Source organism: Rhodoferax sp. (genome assembly GCF_028688795.1).
GTDB lineage: Bacteria > Pseudomonadota > Gammaproteobacteria > Burkholderiales > Burkholderiaceae_C > Rhodoferax.
Map to the genome: position 1 here is coordinate 58,562 of NZ_JAQTXM010000020.1, position 14,944 is coordinate 73,505.

The window sequence follows — 14,944 nt, forward strand, 5'->3', positions numbered from 1 at the left end:
AATTCTCCCGATCAAAGGCGCGTCAGGCGGCCTTGCTGGCCACCAAATACTGTGTCAGGTGCGCATCTTCTTCAGGCACGTGGTGCAAGGCCCAGTCTTGCATCAGGGCGGCAATGGCGGGCTTGTTCATGTGGCCTTTGCCAACATCCATACTGCGACTGATCAGGCGATCCAGCAACCGCTGGTGCTGCGCCTTGTGCGCATCCATGTCCGGAAAACCAATGCGCTGCATCAACGCTTCCTCAAGCTCAAAGTGCGCCTTGGCCTGTTTGCACAGGGCCACGATGACGGGCCGCAATACCGTCAGGTCATCAGACGCCAGAAACGCATTGGTCAGCTCAAACAGCTTTTTTTGCGTCGCATCAATCGCCTCGTCACCCGTCTTGTAGCTGTCAAACCATTCAACACCCATGATTTACTCCCTGAACTCACTGTACGTGTGTGAAATCAAAACAACGGATCAGCACGCACGCCAACTGACCGACAAAAATTATGCCTCCACGGCCAGCTTTCCCTGGACCAACGTGAACTGGCGAGCGCAACGCGCGGCCAGTGCCGCATCGTGCGTGACCACCACAAACGCCGTGCCCTGGGTGCGGGCCAGTTCCAGCATCAGGTCAAAAACGCCCTGAGCCGTGTTGCGGTCCAGGTTGCCGGTGGGCTCATCAGCCAGCACGCAAGCGGGCTGAGTCACCAGCGCACGGGCAATCGCCACACGCTGGCGTTCACCGCCCGAGAGCTCGGCCGGGCGATGGTGCAAGCGGCCCTCCAAACCCACGCTTACTAACATTTTGGTAGCTATCTGCGCAGCATCAGCATGGTCCATACGCCGAATCCATAAGGGCATGGCCACATTGTCCAGCGCACTGAATTCGGGCAACAAGTGATGAAACTGGTAGACAAAACCCAGGTACTGGTTGCGCAAGCGCCCTTGTGCAGCGGCGCTTTGGTGCGCCAAGTCTTGCCCGAGCAGCATCACTGAGCCGCTGGTGGGCGCGTCCAGGCCGCCCAGCAAATGCAACAAGGTGCTCTTGCCCGAGCCCGACGCGCCGACGATGGCCAGCGTGTCGCCAACGTGCACGTCCATGTCCACGCCTTGCAGCACGGTCACGTCAAGGCGACCTTCGGTAAAACGCTTGGTCAGGCCACGGGCGCTCAGCACCAATTTGCCTGGCGGCCTTGTTTGCATCGCAACAGATTCGGGGGTGTTATTCATAGCGCAGCGCCTCCGCCGGATTGACCTGGCTAGCACGCCAGCTGGGGTAGAGCGTGGCCAAAAACGCCAGCACCAAAGAAATAACGGCAATTGGCAAGATGTCAGCCTGCTGCGGGTCACTCGGCATGCTGCTGATCAGGTAGACATCACGCGGCAAGAAGGTGGCGCCCAGCAGTTTTTCAAGCGCGGGCACCAACACGTCAATGTTAAACGCCACACCCAGCCCCAGCGCCAAGCCCGCCAGCGTGCCAATCACGCCCACCATGGCGCCCTGCACGACAAAAATACCCATGATACTGCCCGGACTGGCGCCGAGCGTCCGCAGGATGGCGATGTCGGCGCGTTTGTCGGTCACGGTCATCACCAGCGTGCTCACCAGGTTGAATGCCGCCACCGCCACGATCAGCGTGAGGATGATGAACATCATGCGTTTTTCAAGCTGCACGGCGGCAAACCAGGTGCGGTTTTGGCGCGTCCAGTCGCGAATCAACAAGTCGCCAGTGAGCGTGCCGGCCATTTCAGCCGCTACCGCGCGCGCCTGGTGCAAATCGCGCAGCTTGACGCGCACGCCGCTGGGGCCTTCGAGCCGGAAAATGCGCGCGGCGTCTTCAATGTGCATCAGCACCAGGCCCGAGTCGTATTCATAGTGGCCGGAATCAAAGGTGCCGACCACCGTCATTTGTTTCAGGCGCGGCACAACTCCGGCCGGGGTGACCTGCCCGCTGGGCGCCACCAGCGTGACCTTGTCACCGGTGACCACGCCCAGGCTTCGCGCCAGTTCGCCGCCCAGCACAACGCCAAACTCGCCGGGTATCAGCCGATTCAAGCCGGTGTTTTTCAGCTCCAGCGCCAGGTCGGTGACCTCGCCTTCATGGGCCGGGTCAATGCCCCTTACAAGAGTTCCCTTCATATCTTCACCCCTTGCCAGCAAAGCCTGGGTCGCTATGAAAGGTGCAGCACCAATGACTGCCGGGTTCGCCTTGACCTGAGCCAGTGTGCGCGCCACATCGGGCAGCGCCGCGCCATTGGGGGCAAAAATCTCGATGTGCGACACCACGCCCAGCATGCGGTCGCGCACCTCTTTTTGAAAGCCGTTCATGACGCTCAGCACAATGATGAGCGCCGCCACGCCCAGCGCAATGCCGAGCATCGATACGCCAGAGATGAACGAGATAAACCCGTTGCGCCGGGTGGCACGGCCAGCGCGCGTGTAGCGCCAGCCAAGGGTGAGTTCGTAGGGAATTTGCATAGGTCAGGCGCTGTGACCTGGCGCAGGCGACGTCCACGCATCACCCGGCAGTGCCGACCTGCTGCCAACTTTTCCCCAGGCTGCATTGGCGGCATCAGGCATGGACAGCGCTGCACGTTTGTCAAAAAACTGGGCAGTCTCCATAGCGCTAATTTTTTCAGCAATGGCCACCACAAAAAACTGGTTCATGGTGGTGTCATCCGCTGCGGCAATCCGCTTGGCGGCTTGTTTCAGGGATTCGGGCAAGCGCAGGGCGTAATTACTCATGGCTCAATCCTCTTGGTTAAGTGAAATTGTTGAAAGGTCTGTTCGGGGTTCAGCACCAAAATGCCAAAACGTTGAGCAGGTTTGAAATCCCGCAGGTTGTAAGTCACGATGGCGTTGGCTTGGGCGTTGACCGCCGCCTCCAGCACCATTTCATCTGCTGGGTCGCGCAACTGGGGTCGCCACTGGTAGTGCGTCGTGACCGGCACCATCAAGCCCGCCAATTCATTCAAAATCGCATCAATGTCGGTGGGCTCCAAGCCAGACGCAAGCAATTGCTCAGGTCGTTTGAGCACATCCTCAAACTCCAAAAACAACGCCGGGCTGCAACACATGGCCACCGCAGAACGGCGCACCAACTGCATCAGCGCAAAGGATGGCCCCGCCACATTGCGCGTCGCTGCCACCAAAATATTGGTGTCAATGGTCAGGCGAGGTACTGTTTTCATATTGCCGGAGATATTAACATGCCTCTCGACACAGCTACCTGCGTCGATTTGGTGTAATCGGCCTCCACTCTGTCCGGACCTACCGTGCCTCGCAACCTGCTCTACCTCATTGTTTTCATCGAAGGCTTTTGCTCCTTGGGCGCAGAGGTGATTGCCCTGCGCCGACTGGTGCCGCACGTGGGCAGCGCCATTGTGGTGACGGCACCAACCATCGGTTTGTTTCTGCTGGCCCTCGCGCTTGGCTATGGATCGGGCGCACGGGTGACCGAGCGGTTCACAGCCGTGGTGGCGCGCAACTTCTTGATCTCAGCCCTGCTGGCCGGCCTGGGGCTGGCGCGCGTCACAGTGGATGGGCTGTTCACCCATGTTCAACCTACCTGGCTGGCCTATGTGGTGTTTATCGGTGGCGTGTTATGCCCCTTGGCCTGGCTGCTGGGGCAAACCGTGCCGGTACTGACCAACCTGATGAAGCACTTGCGCACCGGTGAGGCCAGTGGCTACGCCTTGTACTGGTCCACACTGGGCTCGTTTTTGGGCTCGGTCAGCTTGTCCTTGGTGGTGATGCAGTGGCTGGGCGTCTCGGCGGCCGTGCTGACGTGCGCCGTGCTGCTGGCCCTGGGCAGCCTCTTGCTGGCAAAGCAAAACTGGCAGGCTTGGGGCAAAGCGGTGGCGGTAGGCCTGGCAGCAACTGTCATTAACCTTCAACCTAGTGCCGGGGTGCTTGACACGGCCTATGCCGACTACGCCGTCAAGCCCCTGACGCGCCCAGATCTCGTCAACCCACGTGCTTTCCTTATCAACAATTCATTGGCCTCGCTGATGGACGACAGCCAGCCGCCGCAATATGCCCGCTACGTGCAACACCTTCGCCACATCATTCTGGATGAGCTTGGGCTTTACGGGCGCGACATCCTGGTGCTGGGCGCGGGTGGTTTCACTCTGTCACACCAGGAACCCACCAACCGCTACACCTACGTGGACATTGACCCAAAAATTCGTGGCATTGCTGAGCTGAGCTTCTTGAAAGAACCGATCCGCGGCACCTTCATCGTCGACGATGCCCGCCGTTTCGTACGCAGCACAGACAGTCGTTTTGATGCAGTAGTGGTCGATGTGTTCAGCAGCCACACCTCCATTCCGGGCCATCTGGTCACGCGCGAGTTCTGGCAGGACACCCGCCGCACGCTGGCGCCCAAGGGTGTGTTGCTGGTCAACCTGATTCTGGACGGGCGGCTTGAAACGCCCTACGCCCGCAACCTGCTGGCCACCATTGAAAGTGTCTATGGCCGCTGCGCGGTGGAGGTACTGCACAAGGCCAAACCCTTGAGCAACGTGATCGTCAGTTGTTATGACAGCAGCCGCGCCGGCCAAAGTGCGCCGTATACCGACGAGCGCAATGGGGCGGATATGGACATGGCCCGCTCACACTGACCGTGCGGCCTCCCGGATAATGACCATCGATTCACCTGGGAGGACATTGCCATGGGACTACCTGCACACAAAGCCATCTTTACCTCTGACAGCTACTTTTACCCTGACGTGGTGGAGCCCTGAACCCGATGCACCTGCTGATTCCCTATGCCGCCAGCCACACTGAAGCTTGCCAAGCCGAACTAGCCACCCTGAAGCTGCCCCATCTGCAAAAGCTCCTGACGCATTTGACGGCACTGCCACTGGATGCGGCTGACGAACTCAGCCTGTCGCCGCCGCACGAGCGTGCGCTGGCGAAATGGCTGGGACTGCCAGGAGTTGATGGGCAAATCCCTTGGGCAGCTTGGCAGGTGCAACAACAGCCGGACCTGGCCTTCCTGGGGGGCGCGTGGGCTTTTGTGACCTTGTGCCACTGGCAAGCCAACATGAAAGAGGTGACGATGCACCAGATGCCGATGCACGAGCTCTCAAGCGCCGAATCCGACACCTTGCTGAGCGCCATGCAGCCCTTTTTTGCCGAAGATGGCATCACGCTTTACCCCTATAAGCCAGGTTGCTGGCTGGCCCGTAGCGAGGTCTTTGCAGCCTTGCCCACCGCGTCACCTGACCGCGTGCAGGGCCGCGACCTGGCCCCGTGGATGCCCAGACTGGGGCAGGCTGGTCATCTGATCCGGCTGGTGAGCGAAATGCAAATGCTGCTCTACACCCACCCGGTCAACGATGCGCGTGAGGCCCGTGGTGTGTTGCCAGTCAACGCGTTTTGGCTTCATGGCAGCGGGGCATGGGTGGCCAATCAGGACTCGCAAGACGACGGCGAACTTGTCGGGCGCACCCCGCCCACTGTGGTCAGTGCCCTGCGGGACGCGGCACTGCGTGACGACTGGCCCGCATGGGCTGCCGCATGGCAAGCCATTGACGCCGAGCAAGGCCCAGCCCTGCTGGCTGCACACGCGCGCGGTGAACCTGTACAACTGACACTGTGCGGCGAGCGCAACGCCCAGACCTGGCAAAACCAGCCACAACCCCTGATGCAAAAAATTAAATGCTTTTTTGGCACGCAGCCCATATTAAACGCGCTTAATAAGCTATGAAATTAATAGTAAGAGACAGCCCACCACGCAGCGTCTGGGCGCTGGAGCAGGCCGGTATTCACCCCCTGTTGGCCCAGCTTTACGCCGCCCGCGGCGTGCAAACCCCACTGGAACTTGACGACGCCCTGGCCCGACTGTTGCCCCCGAGCAGCATGAAAGGCGCGGTTGAAGCCGCGCGCCTGCTGGCCGATGCTATTTGCCAAGACAAAAAGCTCTGTATCGTGGCCGACTACGACTGCGATGGCGCCACCGCCTGCGCCACCGCCATCCGGGGCTTGCGCCTGCTGGGCGCCAGATTTGTGGACTACATCGTGCCCGACCGGGTGCAAGACGGCTACGGCCTGACCGCACCCATTTCCGAGCGCGTCAAGGCCAGCGGAGCCGATGTGCTGATCACCGTGGACAACGGCATTGCCAGTTTTGAAGGCGTGGCTACAGCCCGCGCGCTGGGCCTGCAGGTACTGGTGACCGACCACCACTTGCCAGCCATGAGAGGTAGCCAGATTGAGTTGCCCGAGGCCGATGTGATCGTCAACCCGAACCAGCCCGGCTGCGGCTTTGAGAGCAAGTCCATCGCCGGCGTTGGCGTGATGTTTTATGTGCTGCTGGCGCTACGCGCCGAGTTGCGCCAGCGCGGTGTGTTTGATGCGCAAAGCCAGCCCAAACTGGACACCCTCCTGCCTTTGGTCGCGCTGGGCACGGTGGCCGATGTGGTCAAGCTTGACACAAACAACCGCCGCCTTGTCGCTCAAGGGTTAAAACGGGTTAGAGCCCTTATGTTACCTGCGGGACTAGCTGCATTATTTGTAGCAGCGGCGCGTGAAGCAAAAACCGCCACGACCTTTGACTTTGGCTTTGCCCTTGGGCCACGCATCAATGCGGCCGGGCGCCTCAGCGACATGACATTAGGCATTGAATGCCTGCTCACCGACGACCCAAACCGGGCGCTGGAACTGGCCAAAACGCTGGATGCCATCAACCGCGAGCGACGCGTGATTGAGGGCAGCATGCGCGAACAGGCGCTGGCGGTGGCCGAATCGTTGTTTGAAGATGCGCATGATGCACCGCCCGCCATTTGCGTGTTTGACGCTGAGTTTCACGAAGGCGTGGTCGGCATCGTCGCCTCGCGCATCAAGGACAAGTTTCACCGGCCAACATTTGTCTTTGCCAGCAGCGGGGCCACCGGGCATGGCCATGAGCTCAAAGGCTCAGGTCGCTCCATTCCCGGCTTTCACCTGCGCGACGCGCTGGATTTGGTGGCCAAGCGCCACCCTGGCGTGCTGCTGCGCTTTGGCGGTCACGCCATGGCAGCCGGCTGCACCATTGCCGAGGAACACTTTGAGGCGTTCGAGCAAGGCTTGAACGACGTGGCGAAAGAGTGGCTGGATGCCGCCACCCTGACACGCCGCCTGGACACTGACGGCGCGCTTAAACCCGAGTACCGCCGTCCGGACCTGGTCGACACGCTGCACCACGAGGTCTGGGGCCAGGGTTTTGCCGCACCCACCTTCAGCGAGGAGCTTGATGTGGTGTCGCAGCGCCTAGTGGGTGAAAAACACCTGTCACTCAAGCTCAAGCACTGCGGCCAACCGGTCGACGGCATCTGGTTTAGCCACACCGAGCCGCTGCCGGCACGGGTCAAACTGGCCTTCCGGCTGGATGTGGACAGCTGGCGTGGCGAGCGACGGGTGCGGTTCTTGATAGAAGCGGCCGAGCTCTGAGCCCGCCTTGCAGACTTGGAATTACCCCATCAAGTCGGTATCGTGCTTGGGTGCCCGGTCCAGGTGAAACATGAAAAACACCATGGCCAGCGTGGCCCCAAGCAGCCAGATCGGCCCGAATAACCAGAACAGCAGCGGCACCGTGAAGTAATAGGCACGCATGCCAATGCGGTAATAAATGCCAGCCCGATTGAGTTGCACCTCCACCTTTCTGATCTGGGTGGTCTCATTGGCTTTGTCCAGCGGCACGTTGATCAGGTAACCAATGTGGTGAAAAATCCGCACCGACATGGCAAATGAAAAAAACGCAAACAGCAAGTCAAATAACATCATCAACAGTTTGAACAGCCACATCTCGGCACTGGCATGCCCCAAAAAATTGAGCGAATGCCAAGTGCCTGAGAGTTTGTCGCCCTGCGCGCTCAGGGTCAACACACCAATGATCAGCAACACAGCGGTGGAGGCCATGAAACTGGCCGACATGGTGGAGTTTCTCAAGGTTTGCACTGCCAGAATGTCACGCCGCTCGCGCATCACACTGGCGATCCAGGCAGCGCGCGCCGCCAGCATGACATCTTGCGCGCTGGAGGCCGGGTCACGCCGGGTGCGCCAGCTCAAGTAGCGCTGGTAGGCCAGCACCAAGCCTGCCGAGCCGCCAAAGGTTAATAGATCTGTCGCGTGCGTGGTCATGAATTCAAACATCCCGCCATTTTGCCAGCCCCCATAAAATCAACCGATGAACACCCTGAACGCCGACCTGCACTGTCACTCTGTCATTTCCGATGGCACGTTGACGCCTGAAGAACTTGCTGTGCGCGCCAAGGCCCAAGGTGTTGAGCTCTGGGCGCTCACAGACCACGACGAAATTGGTGGTCAGGCGCGTGCTGCTGCCGCCGCCGCCGCGTGTGGCCTGGACTACCTGACTGGCGTTGAAATATCGGTCACGTTCTTGCACCAGACGGTACACATCGTGGGCTTGGGGTTTGATGTGGCCAATGCGCAACTTGACCAAGGTCTGCAGAAAACCCGTGGCGGCCGCTCGCAACGCGCCCAAGACATGGCTGATGACCTGGCGCGAGTCGGCATCCAGGGTGCGTTTGAAGGGGCATTGACCTATGCCGGCAACCCCGACCTGATTTCACGCACCCACTTTGCACGTTTTCTGGTGGACACAGGTGTTTGCAAAGACACCTACGAGGTGTTTCGCAAATACCTCACGGAAGGCAAACCCGGATTTGTGGAGCACCGTTGGGCCAGTTTGAAAGATGCCGTGAACTGGATCACACAGGCTGGCGGCATGGCCGTGATCGCCCACCCGGCACGCTACAAATTTAGCGCCAACGAAGAAATGGCGCTGTTCACCGAATTCAAAGGCCACGGGGGTCGGGGCGTGGAAGTGGTCACCGGTAGCCACTCAAGCGCCGAAAGCGCAAGTTATGCCGCCACCGCCCTTGAATTTGGCCTAGCAGCATCACGCGGCAGCGATTTTCACAGCCCGGCCGAGAGCCGCACCGAACTTGGTGCGCTGCCTGCCTTGCCAGTTGAGCTCACACCTGTTTGGGCGCTGCTGGCAGACCGCATTCAGCGGGCGCCTGCGTCTACTACAGCGCTGGCCTGAATCACCATGTCCTTTTTGAAGAGCCGCCAGGGCGGTGGTATTTTGCTGATCATTTTGGCGGCACTCTCCTTTGCCATGCTTGACACGGCCACCAAGCATTCCGTGCAACTTGTGCCGGTGCTGATGCTGCTTTGGTTTCGTTATGCTTTTCAGGCTGTGGTCACACTTGCGCTGCGTTATCCAATCCAGAAAAACAGCCTGTTTTCGACTCCCAATCCACGTTTTCAGGCCTTGCGTGGCGTCTTGCTGCTAACCACCAGTGCCTGCTCGTTTTTGGGCCTGCAGTTTCTGCCGGTGGGCGAGTTCACCGCCATGGTCATGCTGTCGCCCATGGTCGCCACAGCCATGGCTGCCTGGATGCTGAAGAACCATGTGTCACCCCTGCGCTGGGTGTTGATGAGTCTGGGTCTGTTGGGCGTGCTACTGGTCATTCGCCCCGGCGGGCAAGTCTTTGGCTGGGCCGTGTTATTCCCCATCGTTTTGGTGGCCACTTATGCCTCGTTCCAGGTCATCACCAGCCGTCTGAGTGGTGACGAAAATCCCTACACCACCCATTTTTTTACCGGCCTGGTGGGCACTGTGGTCATGGCACCCGTCATGCTGTGGAGTTGGAGCACATCTGCATTACTGACCTATTGGTACTGGTTTGTGGTGGTGGGGTTTTTGGGAACCTTTGGCCACCTGATGTTGATCCGCGCCTTTAACCGGGCCAGCGCCGTGGTGCTGACACCCTACCTCTATACGCAAATTGCCTTTGCCACCCTGCTTGGGTGGTGGGCCTTCAAACACGTGCCCGACAGCCTGGCCTGGGCAGGCATTGCGGTGATTGCGGCCAGCGGTGTTGGCAACGCCCTACTGTCTGCACGCGAGGCCTCAGGGCAGCGACAATAGCGCCATGCCCCAGATCTTTGAAATCCATCCCGACAACCCCCAGCAACGCCTGCTGAAACAGGCCACTACCCTGCTTGACAAAGGCGAGGTGCTGGCTGTGCCCACTGATTCCAGCTATGCGCTGGTCTGCCACCTGGACGACAAGACCGCCGCTGACAAGCTGCGCCGCATCCGCGGGGTAGACGACAAACATCACCTGACGCTGTTGTGCCGAGACCTGTCGGAACTGGCCAATTACGCGCATGTGGACAACAAGCAGTTTCGCCTGCTGAAAGCCGCCACACCTGGCGCCTACACCTTCATTCTGGAAGCTAGTAAGGAAGTGCCGCGCCGCCTGAGCCACCCGTCGCGCAAAACCATTGGCCTGCGTGTGCCCGACCACAAGGTACTGCAAGAGTTGCTGGCCATGCACAGCACACCGCTGCTGGCCACCACCTTGATTGCCCCGGACGAGACCGAGCCAATGAACGATGCGCAAGAGATTCGTGCGCGTTACAAAGGTCGAATTGCTGCGGTAATTGACGCCGGTGCTTGCCCGCGAGAGCCCACCACCGTGGTGGACCTGACCGGGGCCGAGCCTGTTGTCATCCGTGAAGGCCGTGGCCCGCTGGCCGCAATAGGCCTGTAAGCCCAACTGCCCTGAGAGCCTTCATTCATGGACTTTGCCCACCTGATTCAAACCGTCACCCTCTACGCCATTCCAGTGTTGTTGGCCATCACCCTGCACGAAGCTGCGCACGGTTATGCCGCTAAACACTTTGGCGACAACACCGCCTACATGCTGGGGCGCGTCACCCTTAACCCGCTGCCACACATCGACCCCGTGGGCACCATCCTGATGCCGCTGATGTTGTACTTTGCAACCTCGGGCGCGTTCTTGTTTGGTTATGCCAAACCAGTGCCGGTGCGCTTTGGCAATTTACGCAACCCGAAACGCGACATGATCTGGGTCGCACTGGCAGGGCCTGGCTCCAACTTCTTTCAGGCACTGGCGTGGGGCGCATTGCTCTACCTGCTCAAGGGGATGAACGTCGCTGAGCCTTTTCTGATTGAAATGGCACAAGGCGGTGTACTGGTCAATGTTGTGATGTTTGTGTTCAATCTCTTTCCACTGCCACCGCTCGACGGTGGCCGCATTCTGGTCGGATTGCTGCCCTACCGGCAAGCCATGCTGGTGTCACGTGTGGAACCGTACGGCTTTTTCATTGTGATGGCGCTGGTGCTGGCCGGCGTGGTCAGCAATTTGTGGCTGCGTCCACTGATGAGTCTGACCTTTCAACTTATTGACCTGCTGTTGACCCCCCTGGCCATGCTGGTGGGTTGAACCCCGACGCCGTCAATGCAAGCGCAGTGCGGCAGTCCACGAGTTTTTGACTTTTCATTCGATTTTTCCCATGCCCATTGAACTTTTCCTCACCGGTATCACCACCTCTGGCACCCCCCACCTGGGCAACTACGTGGGTTCGATACGCCCTTCCGTGGGCCATAGTTTGCGCAGTGGCGTCGAAAGTTTCTACTTTTTGGCTGACTACCATGCGTTGATAAAAATTGATGATCCCGCGCGCATTCAGCGTTCCACGCTGGAAATTGCAGCAAGCTGGCTGGCTGCCGGGTTGGATCCGGAGCGCGTGGTGTTTTACCGCCAGTCGGATGTGCCTGAAATCCCTGAACTCACCTGGTTTCTAACCTGCGTGCTGGGCAAAGGCGTGCTTAACCGCGCCCACGCCTACAAAGCTGCCGTCGACAAAAATACCGCTGTCGGCAACGACCCCGACTCAGACGTGAGCGCCGGGCTGTTCATGTACCCGGTGTTGATGGGCGCCGACATTCTGATGTTCAACGCCCACAAAGTGCCCGTGGGGCGTGACCAGGTGCAACACATCGAGATGGCACGCGACATGGCGCACAGCTTCAACCACCGCTACGGTGAGCATTTTGTGCCGCCTGAAGCTGCCATTGAAGACAATGTCGCCACCCTTCCAGGCCTGGATGGCCGCAAGATGAGCAAGAGCTACGACAACACCATTCCCATGTTTGCCCCTAGAGAGCAGCTCAAGAAACTCATTGGCGGCATCGTGACCGACTCCAAAGGCCCAAGTGAGCCCAAAACAGTTGAAGGCTCGGCACTTTTCCAGATTTACCAGGCATTTGCCAGTGAGGATGAAGCCAAATCACTGCGTCAGGCCTATGCAGACGGCATTTCCTGGGGCGATGCCAAACAACTGGTGTTCGAGCGCATTGACCAGGAAATCGCCCCCATGCGCGAGACCTACCAGTCATTGATGGGCAACCCGGCCAAGATTGAGGCCATCCTGCAAACCGGTGCTGTCAAGGCCCGGGCCATTGCAACCCCTTTCATGGGTCAATTGCGCCACGCCGTTGGCTTGCGCAGCTTGCAGTCTGAGGCCGACACCACAGCCAAAGTCGTCAAAGTGTTGTTACCTGTGTTTAAGCAATACCGTGAAAAAGACGGCCAGTTTTACTTCAAACTGCAAAGCGCAGACGGCCGACTGTTGCTGCAAAGCGGCGCCTTTGCGTCACCCAAAGTGGTGGGGCAAACCATAGCAACACTGCAAACCGAGGGCATCGTTGCCATGAACAGCAGCCCGGCGCCACTGCAAAAAGGCCCAAACATCACTGAGAGCGACATAGCCGCTGCACTGCAGACCTTGCAAAAGGCAAAACAAAGCTAGCCCACTGTACAATCGTCGGCTTCGCGGAGAGATGGCAGAGTGGCCGAATGTACCTGACTCGAAATCAGGCGTACCGCAAGGTACCGTGGGTTCGAATCCCACTCTCTCCGCCAAGCCACATAAGGAAAGCCCACTATCAATACGGTAGCGGGCTTTTTTCTTTGGTGAGCATTTCCAGACTGCTTACAGACTGCGATGCAGGGTTTCACACCCAATCCAGCACCAGTGGATGCCAACGTTCAGCGGTATTTCGTGACGACAACGAAAATGGTGGGCATAAAAAAACCCGGCGGGTGAGGCCGGGCTAATCCGCTAACCAGCGGCACGCTCCAGGGAGGAAAGAGCGTGAGGCAATCGCCCATTTGTTTGATATGGTCGTTCTCGTAAAAGTTCAATCGATCACCGCCACTTATGGCGCACCCATTTGTCTTTGGTCCTGCCAGCGACCACAGTCTCCACTGAACATTGCCAAGGCGAACCAATGAACCCCTTCAGCCAAGACAGGGGTTAACCCCTGCACAAAAAGACTTCATTCGCGATATAAACCGTGTAAACTATATAAACGGTTTATATAGTTAAAAGGGAAATATCAATGTCTATCAACATAAAAAATTGGCCACCAATATTGGCCGTGGTCAAACTGTACCAATCTATGCTGGCTCACCGTCAGCCACCAGCACCGCACCACATTGGGCCTTTTGGTGGTTCGTTCTTGGACCTGCATCAAAACGACAAACACTGAGGTGCAGTCTTTTCCTGTTTGGATGCACGGCACAACGAAATCGTCTTCGCCTCGTCAGGTACACAGGCATCAGAATCACGCCAGCGATTTGTACGAACGCCTTAAACCGCGGATCACCGAATCAAAAATGCCAACACCCGATCAGCAAATTTGCCGTAGGGCGGCCACAGAAATTTAAGGGTGCTAAAGCGGGCCTGGTAAAACACCGGACGCATTTTTGAGAAGGTGACAAAACCTTCATGACCATGGTAGTGGCCCATGCCAGAGTCGCCCACTCCACCAAAGGGCAGGTCATGCTGCCCCACATGGAACAGGGCGTCGTTTACCGTGACGCCACCAGACATCACGCGGTCAATGACTTTTTGCACTTGCCCTGCGTCATGACTGAAGGGATACACCGCCAGCGGGCGTGGCTCGGCGTTGATGCTGTCAATCACGTCGTCGAGCGACGAATAGCTGCGCAACGGCAGGATTGGGCCAAAAACCTCGCGCTGCATCAGTTGGCAATGAGAGGGCGCGTCCAACACAATGTGCGGCGCTATTTTGCGCGAAGCGGCATCAAATGCAGGCCCATCCATCAATGGCAGCACCTTGGCACCCTTTTCTCTTGCCTCTTGCAAGGTGTTCAGCAGTCGGTCAAAGGAGCGCTGGTCAATGATGGAGGTGTAGTCTGGCGAACTCAGGCTTGGGTAGCGTTTGGTCACAATGCCGCGCGCCAGGCGCACAAACTCATCGGTCTTTCCCGCAGGCAACCAGGCATGGTCCACTGTGGTGCATATTTGGCCTGCATTGAGCAACTTGACGAACATGATGCGCTCGACAGCTGTGTGCAGCGGGAAACCTTCACAGACGATGGCTGGCGCCTTGCCGCCGAGTTCCAGCGTGACCGGACACAAGTTTTGCGCGGCAGCAGCCATCACGGCTCGACCAGTCTGCCCGGAACCCGTGAACAACAAATGGTCAAACTTGAGCTTTGAGAACGCCACACCAACACCGCCGGTTTCATCAAAAAACTGTAGTTTTTCTGGCGGAAAGTACCTAGGCATGTGCACCATCAAATACGCTGCCAGATGACGCGAGTTTTCGCTCATCTTCACCATGGCTCGGTTGCCCGCTGCAAAAATGTAAGTGAGCGGTACCAGGCTCAGGTTCAGCGGAAAATTCCACGGCACGATCACTCCAACAACCCCCAGGGGTTGCGGAATGACACGGTTGCTTGCGCCCAAAAAGTTGCGCCAATCGACACCACGACGCTGAGGCTTCATCCAGCTGCGCAGTTGGCCTATGACGTGGTCAATACCATCCACCGTCGGGAACACTTCAGCCAGCAAGGTCTCGTGGCGAGAGCGGTGGCCGTAATCAAGGCTGATGGCATCACACAGCGCATCTTTGTGTTCACGGACGAATCTTTGCAAGGTGCGCAGGTCTGCCGTGCGCTCTGCCAGCGTAGAAATGGGGTTGGCAAAGCAGGCTTTGCGCTGCAATGCCAGCGCATCATCAAGCACGCTCGGGGAAATGGTGTCAATAGGGTTCATGGCGCTGACCAGTTTATGCCGGAACGCCGCTGACGCAACGACTT

General features: G+C 58.5%; 15 protein-coding genes and 1 tRNA gene. 9 read left to right on the plus strand and 7 right to left on the minus strand.

Annotated features, from left to right (window positions below):
* Positions 1-22: 22 nt before the first annotated feature.
* The 5 genes from PHQ58_RS15075 to PHQ58_RS15095 form a co-directional block, all read right to left on the minus strand.
* Positions 23-412, minus strand: coding sequence for a hemerythrin family protein (locus tag PHQ58_RS15075; protein ID WP_300112272.1), 390 nt, complete (start codon positions 410-412; stop codon positions 23-25).
* 78 nt (positions 413-490) lie between these two features.
* Complete coding sequence (gene lolD / locus PHQ58_RS15080) at positions 491-1,216, minus strand: lipoprotein-releasing ABC transporter ATP-binding protein LolD (protein ID WP_300112273.1); 726 nt, start codon at positions 1,214-1,216, stop codon at positions 491-493.
* Complete coding sequence (locus PHQ58_RS15085) at positions 1,209-2,465, minus strand: lipoprotein-releasing ABC transporter permease subunit (protein ID WP_300112274.1); 1,257 nt, start codon at positions 2,463-2,465, stop codon at positions 1,209-1,211. The genes lolD and PHQ58_RS15085 overlap by 8 nt, the downstream gene beginning before the upstream one ends.
* 3 nt (positions 2,466-2,468) lie before the next feature.
* On the minus strand, positions 2,469-2,732 hold the full coding sequence (locus tag PHQ58_RS15090) for a hypothetical protein (protein WP_300112275.1): 264 nt from the start codon (positions 2,730-2,732) through the stop codon (positions 2,469-2,471).
* Positions 2,729-3,178: a putative toxin-antitoxin system toxin component, PIN family gene (locus PHQ58_RS15095; protein WP_300112276.1), complete on the minus strand. Its 450-nt coding sequence runs from the start codon at positions 3,176-3,178 to the stop codon at positions 2,729-2,731. The genes PHQ58_RS15090 and PHQ58_RS15095 overlap by 4 nt, the downstream gene beginning before the upstream one ends.
* Positions 3,179-3,262: 84 nt before the next feature.
* Between PHQ58_RS15095 and PHQ58_RS15100 the strand changes: the two genes are divergently transcribed.
* The 3 genes from PHQ58_RS15100 to recJ all read left to right on the plus strand — a co-directional run bounded on the left by PHQ58_RS15100 (position 3,263) and on the right by recJ (position 7,421).
* Positions 3,263-4,609, plus strand: a complete 1,347-nt coding sequence (locus PHQ58_RS15100; protein ID WP_300112277.1) for a fused MFS/spermidine synthase — start codon at positions 3,263-3,265, stop codon at positions 4,607-4,609.
* A gap of 128 nt (positions 4,610-4,737) precedes the next feature.
* Positions 4,738-5,700: a phosphoglycerate mutase gene (locus PHQ58_RS15105; protein ID WP_300112278.1), complete on the plus strand. Its 963-nt coding sequence runs from the start codon at positions 4,738-4,740 to the stop codon at positions 5,698-5,700.
* Positions 5,697-7,421 (plus strand): single-stranded-DNA-specific exonuclease RecJ, encoded by a 1,725-nt coding sequence (gene recJ, locus PHQ58_RS15110; protein WP_300112279.1) that lies wholly within the window; start codon positions 5,697-5,699, stop codon positions 7,419-7,421. The genes PHQ58_RS15105 and recJ overlap by 4 nt, the downstream gene beginning before the upstream one ends.
* A 21-nt stretch (positions 7,422-7,442) precedes the next feature.
* Here the strand turns inward: recJ and PHQ58_RS15115 are convergent, their stop codons facing one another.
* A complete protein-coding gene (locus tag PHQ58_RS15115; RefSeq protein ID WP_300112280.1) occupies positions 7,443-8,111 on the minus strand; it encodes a DUF599 domain-containing protein in 669 nt (222 codons plus the stop codon).
* Positions 8,112-8,157: 46 nt separating this feature from the next.
* Here PHQ58_RS15115 and PHQ58_RS15120 point away from each other — a divergent pair, with 46 nt between their 5' ends.
* The 6 genes from PHQ58_RS15120 to PHQ58_RS15145 all read left to right on the plus strand — a co-directional run bounded on the left by PHQ58_RS15120 (position 8,158) and on the right by PHQ58_RS15145 (position 12,736).
* Positions 8,158-9,039: a 3',5'-nucleoside bisphosphate phosphatase gene (locus PHQ58_RS15120; RefSeq protein WP_300112282.1), complete on the plus strand. Its 882-nt coding sequence runs from the start codon at positions 8,158-8,160 to the stop codon at positions 9,037-9,039.
* A 6-nt stretch (positions 9,040-9,045) separates the two neighbouring features.
* Positions 9,046-9,930, plus strand: coding sequence for a DMT family transporter (locus PHQ58_RS15125; RefSeq protein WP_300112284.1), 885 nt, complete (start codon positions 9,046-9,048; stop codon positions 9,928-9,930).
* A gap of 4 nt (positions 9,931-9,934) precedes the next feature.
* Positions 9,935-10,558, plus strand: coding sequence for an L-threonylcarbamoyladenylate synthase (locus PHQ58_RS15130; RefSeq protein ID WP_300112286.1), 624 nt, complete (start codon positions 9,935-9,937; stop codon positions 10,556-10,558).
* Between the two features lie 27 nt (positions 10,559-10,585).
* Entirely contained in the window at positions 10,586-11,254 is a 669-nt protein-coding gene (locus PHQ58_RS15135; protein WP_300112287.1) for a site-2 protease family protein, read from the plus strand.
* Between the two features lie 70 nt (positions 11,255-11,324).
* On the plus strand, positions 11,325-12,623 hold the full coding sequence (locus PHQ58_RS15140; protein ID WP_300112289.1) for a tryptophan--tRNA ligase: 1,299 nt from the start codon (positions 11,325-11,327) through the stop codon (positions 12,621-12,623).
* Between the two features lie 25 nt (positions 12,624-12,648).
* Positions 12,649-12,736 (plus strand) — tRNA-Ser (locus PHQ58_RS15145).
* A gap of 742 nt (positions 12,737-13,478) precedes the next feature.
* Here PHQ58_RS15145 and PHQ58_RS15150 read toward each other — a convergent pair.
* A complete protein-coding gene (locus PHQ58_RS15150) occupies positions 13,479-14,900 on the minus strand; it encodes a coniferyl aldehyde dehydrogenase (RefSeq protein ID WP_300112291.1) in 1,422 nt (473 codons plus the stop codon).
* Positions 14,901-14,944: the final 44 nt, after the last annotated feature.